The 18414-nt window shown below is 63.6% G+C and carries 20 protein-coding genes; 8 read left to right on the top strand and 12 right to left on the bottom strand.

All coding sequences use genetic code 11. The annotated features are described in order from the left end of the window. Nucleotides 1-19: 19 nt before the first annotated feature. Together ribB and aroC are read right to left on the bottom strand one after the other, a co-directional pair. Complete coding sequence (gene ribB / locus FJ973_RS25255) at nt 20-1120, bottom strand: 3,4-dihydroxy-2-butanone-4-phosphate synthase (protein ID WP_140514808.1); 1101 nt, start codon at nt 1118-1120, stop codon at nt 20-22. 88 nt (nt 1121-1208) lie between these two features. Then, a complete protein-coding gene (gene aroC / locus FJ973_RS25260; protein ID WP_140558211.1) occupies nt 1209-2309 on the bottom strand; it encodes a chorismate synthase in 1101 nt (366 codons plus the stop codon). 181 nt (nt 2310-2490) lie between these two features. Here aroC and FJ973_RS25265 point away from each other — a divergent pair, with 181 nt between their 5' ends. After that, nucleotides 2491-2751, top strand: coding sequence for a DUF1344 domain-containing protein (locus tag FJ973_RS25265; protein WP_140498049.1), 261 nt, complete (start codon nt 2491-2493; stop codon nt 2749-2751). Nucleotides 2752-2855: 104 nt separating this feature from the next. Here FJ973_RS25265 and FJ973_RS25270 read toward each other — a convergent pair whose 3' ends face one another. The 4 genes from FJ973_RS25270 to FJ973_RS25285 form a co-directional block, all read right to left on the bottom strand. Continuing rightward, nucleotides 2856-3443, bottom strand: coding sequence for a histidine phosphatase family protein (locus FJ973_RS25270; RefSeq protein ID WP_140520815.1), 588 nt, complete (start codon nt 3441-3443; stop codon nt 2856-2858). A 52-nt stretch (nt 3444-3495) separates the two neighbouring features. Then, nucleotides 3496-4314 (bottom strand): enoyl-ACP reductase FabI, encoded by an 819-nt coding sequence (fabI, locus tag FJ973_RS25275; RefSeq protein ID WP_140558212.1) that lies wholly within the window; start codon nt 4312-4314, stop codon nt 3496-3498. Between the two features lie 105 nt (nt 4315-4419). Next, nucleotides 4420-5364, bottom strand: coding sequence for a DnaJ C-terminal domain-containing protein (locus FJ973_RS25280; protein WP_140558214.1), 945 nt, complete (start codon nt 5362-5364; stop codon nt 4420-4422). A gap of 99 nt (nt 5365-5463) precedes the next feature. Further along, a complete protein-coding gene (locus tag FJ973_RS25285; RefSeq protein WP_140558216.1) occupies nt 5464-5925 on the bottom strand; it encodes an RT0821/Lpp0805 family surface protein in 462 nt (153 codons plus the stop codon). Between the two features lie 40 nt (nt 5926-5965). On the opposite strand from FJ973_RS25285, the gene pdxH reads away from it, so the two are divergent. Further along, entirely contained in the window at nt 5966-6583 is a 618-nt protein-coding gene (gene pdxH / locus FJ973_RS25290) for a pyridoxamine 5'-phosphate oxidase (RefSeq protein ID WP_140498039.1), read from the top strand. A gap of 139 nt (nt 6584-6722) precedes the next feature. Here the strand turns inward: pdxH and FJ973_RS25295 are convergent, their stop codons facing one another. Beyond that, nucleotides 6723-7472 carry a crotonase/enoyl-CoA hydratase family protein gene (locus FJ973_RS25295; RefSeq protein WP_140498037.1) on the bottom strand — a complete coding sequence of 250 codons (750 nt, stop codon included), beginning with the start codon at nt 7470-7472 and terminating at the stop codon, nt 6723-6725. Between the two features lie 19 nt (nt 7473-7491). After that, a complete protein-coding gene (locus FJ973_RS25300; RefSeq protein ID WP_140514795.1) occupies nt 7492-9261 on the bottom strand; it encodes an acyl-CoA dehydrogenase in 1770 nt (589 codons plus the stop codon). A 227-nt stretch (nt 9262-9488) separates the two neighbouring features. Between FJ973_RS25300 and FJ973_RS31485 the strand changes: the two genes are divergently transcribed. The 4 genes from FJ973_RS31485 to FJ973_RS25320 all read left to right on the top strand — a co-directional run bounded on the left by FJ973_RS31485 (nt 9489) and on the right by FJ973_RS25320 (nt 11806). Beyond that, on the top strand, nt 9489-9737 hold the full coding sequence (locus FJ973_RS31485; RefSeq protein WP_140514793.1) for a hypothetical protein: 249 nt from the start codon (nt 9489-9491) through the stop codon (nt 9735-9737). Nucleotides 9738-9775: 38 nt separating this feature from the next. Further along, a complete protein-coding gene (locus tag FJ973_RS25310) occupies nt 9776-10063 on the top strand; it encodes a DUF1778 domain-containing protein (RefSeq protein WP_140514791.1) in 288 nt (95 codons plus the stop codon). Between the two features lie 8 nt (nt 10064-10071). Next, on the top strand, nt 10072-10563 hold the full coding sequence (locus tag FJ973_RS25315; RefSeq protein WP_224684799.1) for a GNAT family N-acetyltransferase: 492 nt from the start codon (nt 10072-10074) through the stop codon (nt 10561-10563). Between the two features lie 127 nt (nt 10564-10690). After that, on the top strand, nt 10691-11806 hold the full coding sequence (locus FJ973_RS25320) for a glycoside hydrolase family 25 protein (RefSeq protein ID WP_140558289.1): 1116 nt from the start codon (nt 10691-10693) through the stop codon (nt 11804-11806). A 24-nt stretch (nt 11807-11830) separates the two neighbouring features. Here FJ973_RS25320 and purD read toward each other — a convergent pair whose 3' ends face one another. Beyond that, nucleotides 11831-13114 (bottom strand): phosphoribosylamine--glycine ligase, encoded by a 1284-nt coding sequence (gene purD / locus FJ973_RS25325; protein ID WP_140558217.1) that lies wholly within the window; start codon nt 13112-13114, stop codon nt 11831-11833. Nucleotides 13115-13272: 158 nt separating this feature from the next. After that, on the bottom strand, nt 13273-14094 hold the full coding sequence (locus FJ973_RS25330; protein WP_140558219.1) for a phytanoyl-CoA dioxygenase family protein: 822 nt from the start codon (nt 14092-14094) through the stop codon (nt 13273-13275). 91 nt (nt 14095-14185) lie between these two features. On the opposite strand from FJ973_RS25330, the gene FJ973_RS25335 reads away from it, so the two are divergent. Next, the gene (locus FJ973_RS25335) at nt 14186-15097 is read left to right on the top strand and encodes a LysR family transcriptional regulator (RefSeq protein ID WP_140558220.1); all 912 of its coding nucleotides are present in this window, start codon (nt 14186-14188) and stop codon (nt 15095-15097) included. Between the two features lie 69 nt (nt 15098-15166). Beyond that, a complete protein-coding gene (gene ubiA / locus FJ973_RS25340; protein WP_140558222.1) occupies nt 15167-16150 on the top strand; it encodes a 4-hydroxybenzoate octaprenyltransferase in 984 nt (327 codons plus the stop codon). Nucleotides 16151-16225: 75 nt separating this feature from the next. Here ubiA and FJ973_RS25345 read toward each other — a convergent pair whose 3' ends face one another. Both FJ973_RS25345 and FJ973_RS25350 read right to left on the bottom strand, forming a co-directional pair. Beyond that, nucleotides 16226-16792 carry a DUF6101 family protein gene (locus tag FJ973_RS25345; protein ID WP_140498020.1) on the bottom strand — a complete coding sequence of 189 codons (567 nt, stop codon included), beginning with the start codon at nt 16790-16792 and terminating at the stop codon, nt 16226-16228. A gap of 182 nt (nt 16793-16974) precedes the next feature. Next, on the bottom strand, nt 16975-18405 hold the full coding sequence (locus FJ973_RS25350) for an FAD-binding oxidoreductase (RefSeq protein ID WP_140558224.1): 1431 nt from the start codon (nt 18403-18405) through the stop codon (nt 16975-16977). Nucleotides 18406-18414 lie beyond the last annotated feature (9 nt).

Below are 18414 nucleotides of genomic sequence, written 5' to 3' on the forward strand. Positions count from 1 at the left end.
GCTATTGCCGCCGTCGAACCTAGAGAATCTCGGTCTTGGCGATGTGGATGCCAAAACCTTCGAGGCCGACATAGTGGCGCTCGCGCGAGGCGATCAAATTGATCGAGGAAATGCCGAGATCCTTCAGGATCTGAGCACCGAGCCCGATCTCGCGCCATTCATTCTCGCGGCGGCGCGCCTCTTCGTGGTCCTCCCGGTCGCCGCTCGCCGGCCGGTTGCGCTCCTGGTGGGCGACACCGACCGAGCCCTCGCGCAGATAGACGATGACGCCGCGCTTGCGCTCGCCCATCGCCTTCATGATGGCGTCCAGCCGGTGGCTGGTGCCGAAGACGTCGGTCACCACGTCCTCGGAGTGCAGACGCACAGGCACCTCTTCTCCGTCGCGGATGTCGCCGAAGACGACGGCGACATGGTGCATGGAATCCCACGGCAGCGTGTAGGTGAAGACCTGCGCCTTGCCGCCGAGCGTGTCGATCTCGGAGCACGCCACGCGTTCGACCAGCGTTTCCTTGCGTTGCCGGTAAGCAATGAGGTCGGCGACAGAAACCTGCTTGAGGCCGTGCTCCTCGGCAAAAGCCGCGACCTGCGGGCCGCGCTTGACGGTGCCGTCATCATTGACCAGTTCCGAGATCACGCCGATCGGCGGCAGGCCGGCGAGCTTGCACAGATCGACGGCCGCCTCGGTATGGCCCGAACGCATCAGCACGCCGCCTTCGCGCGCGATGAGCGGGAAGATGTGGCCGGGGCGGACGAAATCGGAGGCGCCGACATTGCCGTTGGCGAGATTGCGCACGGTCAGCGTGCGGTCGTCGGCCGAAATGCCTGTCGTGGTACCATGCTTGAAATCGACGCTGACGGTGAAGGCGGTGGTGTGCGCCGAATCATTGTCGGCGACCATCGGCGCAAGGTTGAGGCGCTTGGCCTCCTCGCGCGGCATCGGCGTGCAGACGATGCCCGAAGTGTTGCGCACAATGAAGGCCATCTTTTCCGGCGTGCAATGGACGGCGGCGACGATCAGGTCGCCCTCGTTCTCGCGCCCGTCATCATCCATGACGACGACGATCTCGCCGCGCTCGAAGGCCCGGATTGCTTCGACGATCTTCTTCTGGTCGTAAGACATGGAATGCTCGCTTCGCTCGCAGGGAATAGGGAGTAGGCAATAAGGCAGTAGGGGAAAGGAAAAAAGCCTACTGCCTATTCCCTATTGCCTACTCCCTTCCGGTCTGTCCTCGGTGCCGCAGATAATGGTCGGCGATTGCGCAGGCAACCATCGCCTCGCCGATCGGTACGGCGCGAATGCCCACACACGGATCATGGCGACCCTTGGTCATCACTTCGACGTCGTTGCCGTCCTTGTCGATCGACTTCCGGGGCGTCAGGATTGAAGACGTCGGCTTGACGGCGAAGCGGGCGATGATCGCCTGGCCGGTCGAGATGCCGCCAAGGATGCCGCCGGCATTGTTGGACAGGAACACCGGCTGGCCGTCATTGCCGATGCGCATCTCGTCGGCATTCTGTTCGCCGGTGATGCGGGCGGCCTCGAAGCCGTTGCCGATCTCGACGCCCTTGACGGCGTTGATCGACATCAGGCCTGATGCGATATCCTGGTCGAGCTTTGCGTAGATCGGCGCGCCGAGGCCGGCCGGAACGCCGTCGGCGACGATCTCGATCACGGCGCCGACGGAGGAACCCGCCTTGCGGATGCCGTCGAGATAGCTCGTGAAAACGGGAACGGACGCCGGATCCGGCGTGAAGAACGGATTGTCCGCGTCGCCAATGAAATTCCAGTTCCAGTTGGCGCGGTCGATCGACTTCTCGCCCATCGATACCAGTGCACCGCGCACCACCATGCCCGGCACGACCTTGCGGGCGAGGGCTCCGGCGGCGACCCGAGCCGCGGTCTCGCGCGCCGAGGATCGGCCGCCGCCGCGATAGTCGCGCACGCCGTATTTGACGTCATAGGTGTAGTCCGCATGGCCCGGCCTGTACTGGCGGGCGATCTCTCCATAGTCCTTCGAGCGCTGGTCGACATTCTCGATCAGCATGGAGATCGGCGTACCTGTCGTGATCATCGTCTCGCCGTCATCGTCAAGGATGAAGCCCGACAGCACCTTCACTTCGTCAGGCTCACGGCGCTGCGTGACGAAGCGCGACTGGCCGGGCCGGCGCTTGTCGAGTTCGGCCTGGATTTCGTCACGCGTGAAGCGGATGCCGGGTGGGCAGCCGTCGACCACGCAGCCCAATGCGGCCCCATGGCTTTCGCCCCAGGTGGTGACGCGGAAAAGATGGCCGAACGTGTTGTGAGACATCGCAAAGTGCCTTGCCCGGCATCGGAGCCGACTGAAGCTGCCTTCTATTGGCGTTTTCCACAGGGGTCAAACCGTGATCTTCGGATTTAGTTTTGACACATTCGATTGGTTTCTGCTCTGCTCCATTCGCCGTTGAGGATCCGCCGCTACCCATGCCGGCGCAATACCAAAGAGGACGATGATGCGTACCCTGATTGGCGCTGTTGCCGCCACATTCCTGCTTTGCACCGCCGCTTTCGCCGGGCAGACCGAAGGCCTGATCAAGAAGATCGACAAGGACGCGCTGACCCTGACGCTGGACGACGGCAAATCCTACAAGCTGAACGCGGAAACCGATCTCGACGCGCTGAAGCCCGGCATGGACATCGTCATTGCCTATGACGTGACCAATGGCGAAAACGTGGTCACCGATATGCAGTTGCCTGACAGCGACTCCGACTAGGCTTCCAATGCAAATCGGCTGTTCGGCGTTTGTTGAGCCGTTACAGCCGTTTTATGCACCTGCGCCGGCGGCCTGCATGAGCCTTCCTGGATCGTGCCGGGTGCCTAAAGCCATCCCAAGGTGTCGCCTTCCAGCTTGAGCACGCGGTCCTGCGGTATCGCCAGCTTCGCCGCATCGTCCTCGGCCATGTCAAGCACGAAGCGAAACAAGGTGCGCATGACGCCGCCATGCGTCACGCAGACTGTCTGGCGCTCGAGCGCGTCGAACCACGGCTTTACCCGTTCGAGCAGCATCTGGTAGCTCTCGGCATCTTTGCCCGGCGGCTGAAAGTTCCATTTGTCCAGCGCACGCGTCCTGCTCGCACCCGGAAATTGCGTCTCCAGCTCGGCAAAGGTGAAACCCTGCCAGTCGCCGAAATTCACTTCAACAAGGCGGGGATCGGTCCCGTAGGCAGCCGGGTCGAGCTTCATGGCGGCGCGAATGCGCTCCATGGTCTCGCGCGTGCGCCGCATCGGGCTGGCGACGAAATCGAACTCTGCTGGATTGGAGATCAGGTCAGCCAGCCGATGCCCGTTTGCGCTCGCCTGCTCGCGGCCGAGCGCGTTGATGTCGGTATCGGCCTGCCCCTGAAGCCGGAATTCGGCATTCCACGCGGTCTGGCCGTGGCGCACGATATAAACCAGCGGGTACATCAGGTCTTCCGGAGGTCGGGCCAGGGCCTGGGCGGAGGATAGGCGGAGGGAGTTAATCCTTGACCGTCGAAATATCGGGTGCGTCAACCGCCTTCATGCCGACGACGTGATAGCCGGAATCGACATGATGCACTTCGCCGGTGACGCCGCGCGACAGGTCGGACAGGAAATAGACGCCGGAATCGCCGACCTCTTCCTGGGTGACCGTCTGCTTCAGCGGCGAATTGTATTCGTTCCACTTCAGGATGTAGCGGAAGTCACCGATGCCGGAAGCGGCCAGCGTCTTGATCGGGCCTGCCGAGATCGCGTTGACGCGGATCTTCTTGGCCCCGAGATCGACGGCGAGGTAGCGCACGCTGGCCTCGAGTGCGGCCTTGGCGACGCCCATGACGTTGTAATGCGGCATCACCTTTTCGGCGCCGTAATAGGTCAGCGTCAAAAGCGAACCGCCATCGGTCATCAGCACCTCGGCGCGCTTGGCGATGGTGGTGAAGGAATAGACCGAAATGTCCATCGTGCGCAGGAAATTATCGCGCGTCGTCTCGACATAGCGGCCGGTCAGTTCGTCCTTGTCGGAAAAAGCGATGGCATGGACGAGGAAGTCGAGCTTGCCCCAATGATTGGCGACATTGGCGAAAACCTCGTCGAGGCTCGCCGGATCAGTTACATCGCAATGGCCGGCGACAAAGGCGCCGAGTTCCGCAGCCAGTGGCTGGACCCGCTTCTTGAACGCTTCACCCTGATAGGTCAGCGCGATCTCGGCGCCGTGGTCGACGCATGCCTTGGCGATGCCATAGGCGATCGACCTGTTGTTGGCGACGCCGAGGATCAGGCCGCGTTTGCCGGCCATCAGGCCCTGTCCACCCGCCATATGCGTGCTCTCCGCAAGATTTCTTATTTGTGGAGAGCCCTATCGCACAGGCACAGAGCCCCTTCAAGCGCTCAAACGGGACAGTTCGGGGACAAGAGCCGCCAATCAGCCTTTTTGGCTGCGCAATAGCCCTTCGAGCGCGCTGTCGCCGCCTTCCGGCAGCATGATGCGCACATGGGCGTAGAGATCACCGTGGCCGCCGGCCTTTTCCGGCAGGCCCCTGCCCTTCAGGCGCAGGACCTTGTCCGAGCTCGACCAGGCGGGAACGTTGACCGCGAGCTTGCCGGTCGGCGTTTCTACGGCCACCTTGGCGCCAAGCACGGCATCGGCCAGCCCCACCGGCAAATCGGCATGCAGGTCGCGGCCCTCCAGGCGGTAGCGCGGATGCCGGCGGAAGCAGATCTTGACCAACGCGTCGCCGGGCTGGCCCGGCCCTTGCTCGCCCTGCCCCTTCAGCCGGATGGTCTGCCCGTCCTCGACATAGGCCGGCAGCTTGACCGCCACCTTGCGGCCGTCAGGGAACATCGCCGTGACCTTTTCAGCGTTCGCCGCTTCCTCGATGGTAACGTCGAGCGTGACATTGAGGTCGGCGGCGGTTGCCGGCTGGCGGCGGTCACCCATTCCTGCCCCGCTTTGGCCGGGGCCGCGCGAGCCGGAGAAGACGTCGCCAAAAATCTGGCTGAAGATATCGCTGTTGCCATCGAACGGATCGCCGCCAGGGCGTCCGGAGCGGAACTCGAATCGCGAACCGGCTCCCTGCTGCTGGCGGCGAAAACCGCCGAAGGGGTCACCGCCACCGGGGGCGCCCTCGAAGCCCTGGAAACGCGGCTTGCCGTCGGCGTCGATCTCGCCGCGATCGAAAGCGGCACGGGTCTTCTCGTCGCCGACGATCTCATAGGCCTGATTGGCCGCGGCAAAACGGTCCTTCGCCTTGGGATCATTCGGATTCTGGTCCGGATGATGCTTCTTGGCGAGTTTGCGGTACGCCGATTTTATGTCCTTGGCCGATGCGTTCTTTGCAACGCCCAGCACCTCATAGGGGTCGCGCATGCTTCCTGCCCTGGAGAAAGAGTGAGTCCATAGTCGCCTCTTATATGCGCTCGCATAGGAAGAAATTCCAGTGCTGGACGTTATTTCAGAGGTGGAAGATCAAAGCGCCCTGAAGTCCTGCATGCGCCAGCCGCCGGCGCTGGCCAGGCAAAGTTCGCCCGCGAACATGGCAACGCCGTCAAAGCTTTCGCGCGAAGCCTTGAAGCGGCGGCAGGTCTGACCCCCGTCCTTCAATTCCGCCAGTTCGGTGATGGAGCCGCGCGAACCCGTACCGGCATTGGCCCACGGCACGGCTTGACCGCCGAGCTGCTCGATGTCGGCGGAGGACACCGCGTTGCCGATCGTCGTCTGGTCGGAATCGCGGTCCGAATCGGCCGACGCGGCTGGAGCTGAAATGCTGCCGGTCAGGATCGAGCGATCGACCTCGGCTTTTTGCAGGCCGAAGCCGCCCGCGCCACATGCGGCAAGCGGCAAGGCAATCATCACGATCGCGGCTTTGGCGCTGGCTGAAGCAAATAGGCTGCCTTGCCTGCTGTCAAAAGCTTGCGCGATACGCGACAATCGGCAACCTCCCCTGTTTGATGAAAATTTGAGAAAAACTATGAGTGAGACTGAGTTAACAAGCGGTGACTTTACCGAGGCCGCCGAGCCGTTTCGCCTTTTTGCCGCATGGCTGGACGACGCCACCAAAAGCGAAATGAACGACCCCAACGGCGTGGCGTTGGCAACCGTCGATGCCGAGGGCATGCCGGATGTGCGGATGGTGCTGCTCAAGGGATTCGATGAGAGCGGCTTCGTGTTCTACACGAATTTCGAAAGCGCCAAGGGCCGGGAGATCCTAGGCAGCATGAAGGCGGCGATGTGCTTCCACTGGAAATCGCTGCGCCGCCAGGTGCGCGTGCGCGGGCCGGTGGAGATCGTCAGCGATGCCGAAGCCGACGCCTATTACGCGACACGGCCGCGCGGCAGCCGCATCGGCGCCTGGGCCTCGAAACAGTCGCGGCCGCTGGAAAGCCGGTTCGCGCTGGAAAAGGCGGTGGCCGAATACACGGCCCGCTACGCCATCGGCGAGATTCCGCGCCCAAAACACTGGTCGGGTTTCCGCATCGTGCCGAAGACGATCGAGTTCTGGCACGACAGACCGTTTCGGCTGCATGACCGCGTGGTGTTTTCGCGCAATGCCGGGGGCGGTTGGGAGAAGACGCGGCTTTATCCCTGAGTTTGTAAACTAGCGCCGACATCCTCACTGCGCCTAGCCCGGGCTGGCCAGTGGCGACCGAGGCACGCGGGATAGGTCGGCGCTCCACCCACCCGACCCTGCGGGCCGACCTCCCCATCTAAGGGAGGCGGGGGCCGAACTATTTTTTTCTGGTCATGAATGCCGTCAGTGCAGCGCGGGCTTCGTCCGATTTCAGCCGCTCGCGAAAATGCTCGCTTTCCACGTTGATGCGGGCGACGAGGTCCTCGCGAGAGCCGCGCATCAGGTCGCGCGCGATCCTGAGCGCCTGCGGCGGCTTGGCGGCGATCTGGCCGGCGGCCGCCAGAACCGACGCCTCCAGCGCTCCTTCCTCGACAACTTCGTAGATCAGACCAGCGGCCTTGGCGCGTTCGGCCGAGAAGCCTTCGCCAAGGCCGAGCAGCGCGAACGCGCCCTGCTGGCCCAGGATGCGCGGCGCCAGCAGGCTCGATCCCGCTTCGGGCACAAGGCCGAGGTCGACGAAGGGTGTCCTGAACACGGTGCGCGGCGTGGCGAAGGTCAGGTCGCAGTGCAAATTGAGCGTGGTGCCGATGCCGACCGCGATGCCGTCGACACCGGAGACGATGGGTTTTTCGACCCTGGCCAGCGCCATCAGGAAATCCCAGACTTCCGTGCCGCCTTCGCCGCCAGTCGCGACGACCATGAAATCGGCGAGGTCGTTGCCGGAGGAGAAGGCACCGGGCACGCCGAGAAAGACATGGACGCGAATTGCCGGATCCGCATCCCCTTCGGCCAAGGTTTGCGACATCTTGGCGTACATGGCGCGCGTCAGCGCGTTCTTCTTGTCCGGGCGGTTTATGCGGATGATCTGCATGGCGCCCTGGCGCTCGACGAGGATATGGTCTGTCACGGTTCTTTCCTTGTGAACGTCAGGCGGAAATCAATGTCTTGCCGGCAGCGGCGAGGCTTGCGGCGCCGTCGACAACGCGCTCCTTCAAGGCACTTGTCTCGCCGAGCAGGTTTTCGGCGAAAAAGCGGCAAAGGGCGACGCGGCCGTGATCGGCAAGGGCGCCCCGCGCCAAGTAGGCGCCGCCGGCTGCAAGCGAGACCAGCCGGAGATAGGGTGTCGCGCCGGCAAGCGCCTCGCCAGTCCGGCCATCGGCCGACAGTTTTTGCAGGAAACGTGTCGCTTGCGTCAGATCGTCGAGCCCGCGGTCGAGAGCATCGGCCGTATGGCCAAACCCTTCGAGATTTGATGTCCGCACGGCGCTGGCGACAGCGGCAAGCTCGGCGATGAAGCCGTGCACATGCTCGCCGCCGCCGAGCGGCAGTTTTCGGGTCACCAGATCGATCGCCTGGATGCCGTTGGTGCCCTCGTAGATCGGCGCGATGCGGGCGTCGCGATAGAGTGCCGCAGCCCCCGTCTCCTCGATGAAACCCATGCCGCCATGGACCTGGACGCCAAGCGAGGCGACCTCGACGCCGATATCGGTCGAAAAAGCCTTGGCAAGCGGCGTCAACAGGTTGGCCCGGTCGCGCCAATGCGCCGCCTGGTCACCAGACGATACGCGCGCCAGGTCGATGGCATGGGCACAGGAATAGCTGATCGCCCGCGCGATCTGCGTCAGCGCCTTCATGGTCAGGAGATTGCGCTGCACGTCGGGGTGATGGACGATCGGCGCCATGCCGGCGCCGGCGTAATCCGCCGCCTTGCCCTGGCGGCGCTCATTGGCATAGGCGATCGCCTTCTGGGTCGCGGCTTCCGCGACCGCCACGCCCTGCATCCCGACGGCGAGGCGGGCATTGTTCATCATGGTGAACATGCAGGCCAGCCCCTTGTTCTCCTCGCCGATCAGCCATCCGATGGCGCCGGGCTTGGCGCCCTGAAAACCGTCGCCATAGATCATGGTGCAGGTCGGCGAGGCATGGATGCCGAGCTTGTGCTCGAGGCCCGAACAGAAGACGTCGTTGCGTGCGCCAGGCGAGCCGTCCGCGCCGACCAGGAATTTCGGCACCAGGAAGAGCGAGATGCCGCGCGTGCCCGCAGGCGCGTCAGGCAGCCGCGCCAGTACCAGATGGACGATATTGTCGGTGAGATCATGCTCGCCATAGGTGATGAATATCTTCTGGCCGAAGATGCGGTAGGTGCCGTCGCGGGCCGGTTCGGCGCGCGTGCGCAAGGCAGCGAGGTCCGAGCCGGCCTGCGGCTCAGTCAGGTTCATCGTGCCCATCCACTCGCCGGAGACGAGCTTTGCGAGATACTTGGCCTTGAGCTCTTCCGAAGCGTGCTTGTCGAGCGCCTCGACCGCACCCATGGTCAGCGTCGGGCCAATGCCGAAGGCCATGGCGGCGGAATTCCACATTTCGAGCGCGGCGACGCCGAGCATGGTCGGAAGCGCCTGCCCGCCATATCCTTCCGGGCCGGAGAGCGCGTTCCAGCCGCCGTCGATCCAGCGGCGATAAAGTTCCTTCCAGCCCGGCGGCATGGTCACTGCCGCGTCCTTCAGCACCGCGCCGTGCTCGTCGCCAATCTTGTAGAGCGGCGCGACCTCTTCGGTGGCGAAGCGGCCGGCCTCGCTAAGAACGGCGTCGACGAGATCCTCGCCGAGATCGCCGAACGTGCCGTCATCGAGGGCAGGCTTCAGGCCGGCCACATGCTTGAGGGTGAACGCGATGTCCTCGACCGGTGCCAGATACATGCCGCTCGCTCCTCCTGATGCATCGGCCAGGCTGATCCTAGGACCTGAGTGGGACCTGCTTGCCACACACCGTATTCGCCTTTGGGCGATCGCCCATCTTCTTTTTACGTAAACGTCAAATTTTGTCACGCTGATTTTGCAATCGCGCCGGCTCGTATTAAATGCGATGGACGCCGGGTCAAAATCGACCGGCAACAGACCAGAACCAGCCGACTGGAAACCAACTCATGCTTGCCAGACCTGACGCCTACCGTTGTATCGAGTGCGGCCTGCCCTACCGGGCGGCGGGGTTCTCATATTATCACGGTGAATTGGAAAACGGCGCCGCCTATTGGTCGGATCGCGGTATATTGTGCTCGCCGAAATGCTCGATCGCCCATCATCGCAAACGCGCGGCCGAAGGCACGCTGCCGCAACAGCCCGCGCCGGATCCGTTTGAAGTTCAGCCATTCGGCCGCGCTGACCGTCGCACTTGATATGTATTCCCGTACATACCGTGCTAGAGGTGATCGAAATGACAAACCAACTGACCCGTACCTCCCGTCTCGAAGCTCGGATATCCCCGGATATGCTGAGTGTGATGAAACGTGCCGCCGAAATCCAGGGCCGCAGCGTCAGCGACTTCGTGGTCTCCGCAGCGCAGGAAGCTGCACAACGCACCATTGAGGAGATCGCTATCATCCGCCTGTCCATCGAGGATCAGCTCGCTCTGGTAGAGGCCATTCTCAATCCGCCCGAACCTAATGAAGCGCTGCGCAAAGCCGCCGACGCCTACAAGCGAGTTGTCGTCGAATCCCGGTGAGTCTAGGCTTGATCATCGAGCCGCTGGGCGGATCGTATGATCGTAAGACATTCAGCTGTGGCGTGCTGGCACTCGGCCAATATCTACACGAGTTGGCAAGCCAGGACGTCAAACGCCGAGTTAGCAACTGCTTTGTCGCCGCGGACCGTGATGTCGATCTCATTGCCGGATACTACACTCTTGCAGCGTCAAATGTGCCCATCACTTCTCTGCCGGAAGACCTGACAAGACGCCTACCGCGTTACCCGGTCCTGCCCGCCATATTGATCGGAAGGTTGGCAGTTGATACCCGATATCAGGGAAAAAGAGTAGGATCGATACTGATCGTGGATGCACTTCGGCGCTGCGCCCAAGCTGCTCCTGCTTCCTTCGCACTGATCGTCGACGCAAAGGACGACATGGCCGCCGCCTTCTATTGCAAATATGGTTTCAGGCCATTTCAAGACCGGCGGTTGTCGCTGTTCCTATCAGTAGCGACGGCGTTGAAGCTGTTCGGCTGACGGACCGCATTGCCTTGAAAGCGAATCCTTAACCATAGCGGTCCAGGATTTGCCTTTGATCAACGGGGATTCCTGTTTGAAGAGAACGGCGCATCTTCTTCGCCGCCCAGCGATCGCTCTCGCGGCGATGATGGCGCTGACAACGGCGGCAAGGGCCTCGGATTTCTCCGAGCCGTGGAAAAGTGCCGACCGGGCGCTTGTCGTCGATGCCTACGAATACAATTCCATCGACTGGGCGCAGCTTGCCACGGACAAGCGCGTCGTCGGCTTCATCAACAAAGCCTCCGACGGCATGTCGCCGCCCTATTCCTGCTCCGGAGACGATACCGAGGTCAAACTCTGCAAGGCACTGTGGAAACGCCATGCGGTGACGCGCGAACTGTTCCAGACGCGCAAGGTGGTCGCCAAGGCGCTCGGCCTGAAATGGGGCGCCTATCACCTCGCCCGCCCCGGCAATCCGGTCGAGCAGGCCAATAATTTCCTCGATTTCGCCGATCCCGCGCCGGACGACCTCATGGCCCTCGACATCGAAGGCATCGATCCCGCGCAATGGATGTCGCTCGACGACGCCGAGGCGTTCGTGCGCCAGGTGCATCGGCGCATCGGCCGCTTCCCGGTACTCTACACCAATGGCAAGACCGCCCAGTATATCGCCGACAACAGCTACAAATACCGGCTGCTGTCGCGGCTGCCGCTTTGGTACGCGCGCTACAAGCCTGACATCGACGTGCATTTTCCCATCGGCAACTGGCAAGGCTATGCGCTCTGGCAGTTTTCCGCGCAGGCCAATTGCGGCCGCTTCCGTTGCCCCTACAGGGTAGCCGGGACGCCGGACGACATCGACGTCAACGTCGCGCCGACAGATGCCGCCACGCTGCGCCAGCAATGGCCGTTCGGCGGGCTGATCGACGTGCCCGCGGATTATCTCGCCAGCGTACCGGTGCCGCTCTCGCGCGAAGCCGCTTTGGCCGGCAAGACCACCCTCATCTACGCCGATGTGGCGACGCCGCCGAGTTTCGGGGAAATGGTCGCGGTGCTTGGTTCGCGCTGGTCGAAATTCCGCGACGGGTTCCGCATGCCTGTCGTGAAGACGGTGCCGCGGCGGCCGATCTTCGGCATCGTCCAATATGTCTCCTGGAAGCGCACCGGGCAGCGTACCCCAGCGCAACTCGACGCCGCCTTCGCTGCGGCGGCGGACCCGGTGAGCACCGCTTCTACCGAACCCGACCGCGGCAAACGCTGAATTTGTGCGACCGGATGCTTGCGGTCAGCTTGCTCCTGCCGCTTCGCGCGCCACGGCCTGCCAGCCAATGTCGCGGCGGCAGAAGCCCTGCGGCCAGTCGATACGGTCGAGCGCGGCATAGGCCTTCTCCTGCGCCTCGCCGACAGTCGCGCCGACCGCGGTGACGTTCAAGACGCGACCGCCATTGGCGACCAGCGCACCGCCATTGATGGCGGTGCCGGCATGGAAAATCTGGGCGCCCTGGCTGGCAGCCTCATCGAGCCCGCGAATGACCGAGCCTTTTTCGGGCGTCCCGGGATAGCCCCTCGCGGCCATGACGACGGTCAGTGCCGCCTCGTCGCTCCAGCGCGCCGATATGTGCGCGAGCTGGCCATCGACGGCGGCATTGAGCAGCACCAGCAGGTCGTCCTTCAGCCGCATCATCAGCACCTGGCATTCGGGGTCGCCGAAGCGGGTGTTGTATTCGATCAGCTTCGGCCCTTCGTCCGTTATCATCAGCCCGGCGAAGAGAATGCCGGCGAAGGATGCACCCGTTAAAGCCATGCCACGCATGGTCGGTTCGATGATCTCGCGCATGGTGCGCTCTACCATCTGCGGCGTCATTACCGGGGCCGGCGAATAGGCGCCCATGCCGCCGGTGTTGGGGCCGACATCACCGTCGCCGACGCGTTTGTGATCCTGCGCGGTGCCGAAGGGCAGTGCTGTAGTGCCGTCGCACAGGCAGAAGAAGCTGGCCTCCTCGCCGGTCAGAAACTCCTCGATCACCACTTCCGCGCCGGCCGTGCCGAAAGAGCCGTCGAAACAGGCGTCGAGCGCGGCCAGCGCCTCATCCATCGTCATTGCGACCGTGACGCCCTTGCCCGCGGCAAGGCCATCGGCCTTGATGACAATCGGCGTGCCCATCTTCTCGACATAGGCCTTGGCCGATGCCAGTTCTGAGAAACGGCCATAGGTGGCGGTGGGGATGTCATATCTGGCGCAGAGATCCTTGGTGAAGCCCTTCGATCCTTCGAGCCGCGCCGCCGCACGCGACGGGCCAAAGACGCGGATGCCCCAGCCACGCAGATCGTCTGATATGCCGGCCACCAGCGGCCCTTCCGGCCCAACCACTACGAGGTCGATCTGCTTGTCCTTGCAGAAGGCGGCGACAGCGGAATGATCGGCGATGTCGAGCTTGACCAGCTCCGCCTCGCGGCCGATGCCAGGATTGCCGGGCGCAGCATAGAGCTTGGTCAGCAACGGCGACGCGGCGATCTTCCAGGCGAGCGCATGTTCGCGGCCGCCGGAGCCGAGAAGAAGAACGTTCATGGCCACCTCTTGATGCCTGTAATCTTCCAAAGAACCCGCTATTGCTCTCTGGACGACGGGTCAAGGCATCCGGGCGATTTGGTCGAAATTGCGCACGGGAACGTTACCCCTGCCAGAAAATCGGCGGCGTCCTCCGCCGCCGATTTCGGGCAAGCGCCTCAGCTCTGGAAGACGATCGGGAACCAGTCCTCGCGCAGCTTCTGCCCCGGCTGCATGCCATGGCCATGATAGGGCGGCGAGGTGCGCCCCGGCCGTTCGACATAGTGGGCGTCGTCGCCGACCCAGCGCAGCGAAAGCGCCCGCCGCCGCGCCGCAGTGAGGTTGCCGCGTGCGCCATGCGCTGTCCTGAAATCGAACAGGATAGCATCGCCCGGCTCCATTTCCCATTCAAGCACCTCCAGCGAGGAGTCCGTGTCTGGATCCGGCACCGGCAGGTAGTCACCCTCGTCGCCATAGAAATTGCTGTCGTCGAGCCAGCGCACCGGCAGGATCATCTTGTCCCATTTGTGCGAGCCGGCAATCAGCCGCAGCGTTGCCTCCTTTACAGGGTCGATAGGGATCCAGAAGCTCACTGTCTGCCGGCCGTCGACAAAATAATAGGGGATGTCCTGATGCCAGGGCGTCGGCTTCTGCGTGCCCGGTTCCTTGACAAGGACATGATCGTGGAAGAACTGCGCCGTGCGCGACCGCATCACCGCGGCCGCCAGTTCGGCCGCCGGCGATTCGCGCACCAGCTCGACGAATTCTGGAATGCGTTCCCAGTTGCAGTAGTCGTCGAAGAAGCTGCCGCGGCCATTGGCGATATCCGATGCGGTGGCGCTGCGGTTTTGCATGTTCCGCTCGATGCCGGCGGCAATCGTTTCGACCCAGTCCTTGAAAGCGCCGCGGATGCAGACAGCGCCGTCGCGCTGGTAATCCGCTATTGTCCGCGCATCGATCAAGCCTGTGTCGATCGCGCGAGGTGCGGTCTGGGAAGCCATGGCATTCTCCTTTCAGGGATCGATGCCACTATCGCAAGCCTCTTTCATTCAGTAAAATAATAACTTCTCATCTGTCACATAGTGCCACTCTATGAGTCTGACCCTAACGCAGCTGCGCTATCTGGTTGCCGTCGCTCGCCACGGCAGCGTTACCGGCGCAGCCAGGGCGTTGAACGTCTCACAGCCGTCCATTTCGGTGGCGATCGACGCGGTCGAACAGGATTTCGGCCAGAAACTCTTCGTGCGCCAGCGCGGAAGCGGCGTTTCGCTGACATCCTTCGGCCGCGCCGTGGTGGCCAAGGCGAAACAGGTCCTTGCCGAGACGGACGAGCTCATCGGTCTCGGCTCGCGCAAGTCGGCGCTCGGGGGCGAACTGGTGCTCGGATGCTTCGAAGATCTGGCGCCTTATTTCGCGCCGGCCCTGATCCGCGCCTTCTCGGAACGCCATCCTGAGGTTGCAGTGATCGTGCGCGACGAGACCTTCGAGACGCTCGGGCGGCGCCTCGGCGATGCCGCCGTCGACCTCGGGCTCACCTATGATCTTGGGCTGCCTTCGCATTTCGCCCGCATCCTGCTGCATGAGCTCAGGCCGCACGCGCTTTTGCCGGCTGGACACGCGCTGGCGGATCGTCCCGATGTCAGCCTGGCCGATCTGGCCGCCTATCCGCTGATCACGACGGACCAGCCGCATAGCTGGCAGCACATGCTGGACCTGTTCCGCAGCCGTGGCCTGTCGCCGGTCGCCGACAGGCAGACAAGCTCGTTCGAACTCCAGCGCAGCATGGTGGCCAACGGCTTCGGCGTCGCCGTCAGTTACACGAGGCCGCATGGCGACCGCAGCTATGACGGCTTGCCTCTCGTCTGCAAGCCGCTTTCCGATCCGCTGCCCATGCAGCGCATCATCCTCACCCATGACACGCACCAGCGCCTGCCCAATGCCGTGCTGGCCTTCGTCGACGTGGCAAAGAGCTGGTTCTCCGCCCGCGACATCTTCGCCTCCTGAAGCGCTGACGAATGCCACTGCCCTGCTCGCCGCTTGACGGTTTGCGCGGCTGCTGCCACTCCATCGTTCATGGAAACGGTTCAGTCGAAAGCAGCCCAGGGCCGCGTCGCCGACGCGCCGAACGGCCATTGGGTGTACCGCGTGCTGCCGCGGCCGATATGGCCCTATGCGCAGCTTGCCCGATGGGACAGGCCGATCGGCTGGCAGTTGCTTCTGTGGCCGTGCTGGTGGTCCGCGGCTCTCGCGGCCAGCGCCTACCCGCGCCCGGGCGATCCGCTGCCTTCGCTGCTGCCGGCGCCCTTGTATCTCGTGCTGTTCCTGGCCGGCGCCATCGCCATGCGCGGCGCCGGTTGCACCTACAACGACCTGGCTGACGAAGACATCGACAATCAGGTCGAGCGCACGCGCTCGCGGCCGCTTCCGTCGGGCAAGGTCACGCGGCGGGGGGCATGGCTGTTTCTCATCCTGCAGGCACTGGTCGGACTTGCCGTGCTCTTGCAGTTCAACAGCTTCGCCGTCCTGCTCGGCGTCTGTTCGCTGGCCATCGTCGCCATCTATCCATTCATGAAACGGATCACCAACTGGCCTCAACTGGTTCTCGGCCTTGCCTTTTCCTGGGGCGCGCTGATGGGATGGGCGGTTGAGTTCGGCGACCTGGACGGGCCGGCCGTCATGCTCTATCTCGGCTCGATCCTGTGGGTGATCGGCTACGACACGATCTATGCGCACCAGGACAAGGAAGACGACGCCATCGTGGGCGTACGCTCGACCGCGCGCCTGTTCGGCGACAATACCAAATCGTGGCTGGCCGGGCTTTATGGCGGCGCGCTTGTCTGCTTCGCCATCGCCTTCGCTTCGGCGCAGGCCCCTGTCGTGGCTCTGGCCGGACTTATCGCCGCCGGCGCCCACATGGCGCGGCAGATCCTGGTGCTGGATATCGACAATCCGGATCAATGCCTGCGGCTGTTCAGGTCGAACAACCAGGTCGGCTGGCTGATCTTCCTCGGCCTCATCGGCGGCGCGCTGTGGGTGGCGCTGAAGCCGCTGGTATAGTTTTCTTTCCCTTCTCCCCGTTTACGGAGAGAAGGTGGCGGCAGCCGGCGCCAGCCTTCCAGACAGAATTTCAGCCTATTCGCGCGCGATGATCTCCTCGCCGCCGATCACCAGCCTGAGACCGAGGTCACCCGCCCTGCGGCGGGCGAGGAAGCGCGGGCGGCGCATGGTCGAAACGCGGCCCTTGCGGCGATCCTGCGGCGGCAGCGTCTTGATGGCCGCGCCGAGCGATTCCTCCAGCGTGCGGGCGATGCCGTCCGATTCGATCAACAGCATCGGCAGGCGATAGGCGTCGGCCCAGGCGCGCCAGTCGGCGGCGACGTCGTCGAGATCGTCGGCCACCAGCAGCGGCACCGACAGCATCGGATCATTGTGCAGGAGTTCCAAAGTCACCGTGACGTTACCTTCCGGGTCCTCCATCGCGCGGGCGGCAACGCCGCGGAACGCATTGGCGGGCAGAGCGATGATCGCCGGTACGCCGCTCATCTCGAGCAGGCGGCGGATCACGGCGCCACGGTGGTCGATGGTGAAGGTCACGTCGCCATAGTCGTCGCGCGTGGCGTAGCTTACCACCTGCGGCAGGCGGAATGGGTCGAGGCGCATGTTGCGTCCCGCCCAGACTGGCTTCAGTCCAGTGTTCATTGAATGCCTTCCTGTTTCTCCTGAGAGCCGGTGTCCGGTTCTCTCCGGGCCAGTTTTCCCGGCCTCGTTATGGGGAAACAGTAGCGCGGCCTCCTTACCGCCGCGCTTAAGAAAGTCGGTTAAATTTTGCTGATCACGGGGATGGTTATCGGAATGCGACCGAGCGCTTGAATCCGAAAGGATCAGATAACCTTACCAGGATTCATGATGCCGGCCGGGTCGAAGGCCTGCTTGACCCTGCGCATCAGGTCTATCGCCATCGGCGGGGCGGTGGCGATCAGTTCGTCCCGCTTCAACTGGCCGATGCCGTGCTCGGCCGAGATCGAGCCGTGGAAGGAGCGCACGACGTCGTGCACGGCCTTGTTCATGGGGTGGTAGAGATCGAGGAACGCCTGGTCGTCGCCGTCGACTGGCCGCGAGATGTTATAGTGGAGATTGCCGTCGCCCATATGGCCGAAGCAGACCACGCGCGCTCCGGGGCTGACCGAAGCCACCGCGCCGGCGGCCTCTTCGATGAAACGTGGGATCGATGCCACCGGGACCGAAATGTCATGCTTGATCGAGGCGCCCTCGGGCTTCTGCGCGTCGGGCAGCACCTCGCGAAAATTCCAGAAGGCATCGCCTTGCGCAAGGCTGGCCGCGATCACCGCATCGCCGACGACTTCCTGTTCCAGCCCGGCCCCGAGCACGTCCTCGATCAAGGCCCTGGCATCTTCCGGTGAACGGCCGGACGAGATCTGCATCAGCACATACCACGGCCAATCCTGCGCCAGCGGCCGCACCACGCCCTGGGCATGCGCCAGCGTGAAATCGTAGGGCCGCTTGCCGATCAGTTCGAAGGCGGTGAGCGCGGCGCCGGCGCGGTCCGTCGCCAGGCTGAACAGCGACAGCGCCGCCGCGGCCGACGGCAGGCCGACGAACGCGACCTCGCGACCTTTCGGCTTCGGGAACAGTTTCAGCACCGCGGCCGTGATGATGCCGAGCGTGCCTTCGGCGCCGACGAACAGGTTCTTGAGGTCGTAGCCGGTATTGTCCTTCTTCAGCTTGCGCAGATCGTCGAACACTTCGCCCGTCGGCAGCACCACCTCGACGCCAAGGCAAAGCTCGCGCGCATTGCCATAGGCCAGCACGCCGGTGCCGCCGGCATTGGAGGAAAGATTGCCGCCGATCTGGCAGGAGCCCTGCGCGGCCAGCGACAGCGGAAACAGCCGGTCTGCGGCATCGGCCGCTTCCTGCAACGTCTGCAAGATGACGCCGGCCTCCGCCGTCACGGTGTTGGACAAGACATCGATCTCGCGGATGCGGTTCAGCCGCGACAGGGACAGCACGATCTCGCGGCCGGAGTTGTCCGGCACCTGGGCGCCGACCAGCCCGGTATTGCCGCTTTGCGGCACGACCGGCGTTGCCGTCTCGGTCGCCAGCCGCATGATCCGGCTGACCTCCTCGACGCTGCCTGGCCGCAGCACAAGCGATGTCGCGCCATGCCACAGCCCGCGCCGTTCGGTGATGTAGGGTGCTATATCGCGCTGGTCGCGCAGCGCGTATTTCTCACCGACGATCGCCGCGAAGCGGTCGATGAGAGCGGTGTCGGGAATCTCGGCGATGTCGGTCATGTGCGCGAA

This window comes from Mesorhizobium sp. B2-1-3 (genome assembly GCF_006442495.1).
Classification (GTDB): Bacteria; Pseudomonadota; Alphaproteobacteria; order Rhizobiales; family Rhizobiaceae; genus Mesorhizobium.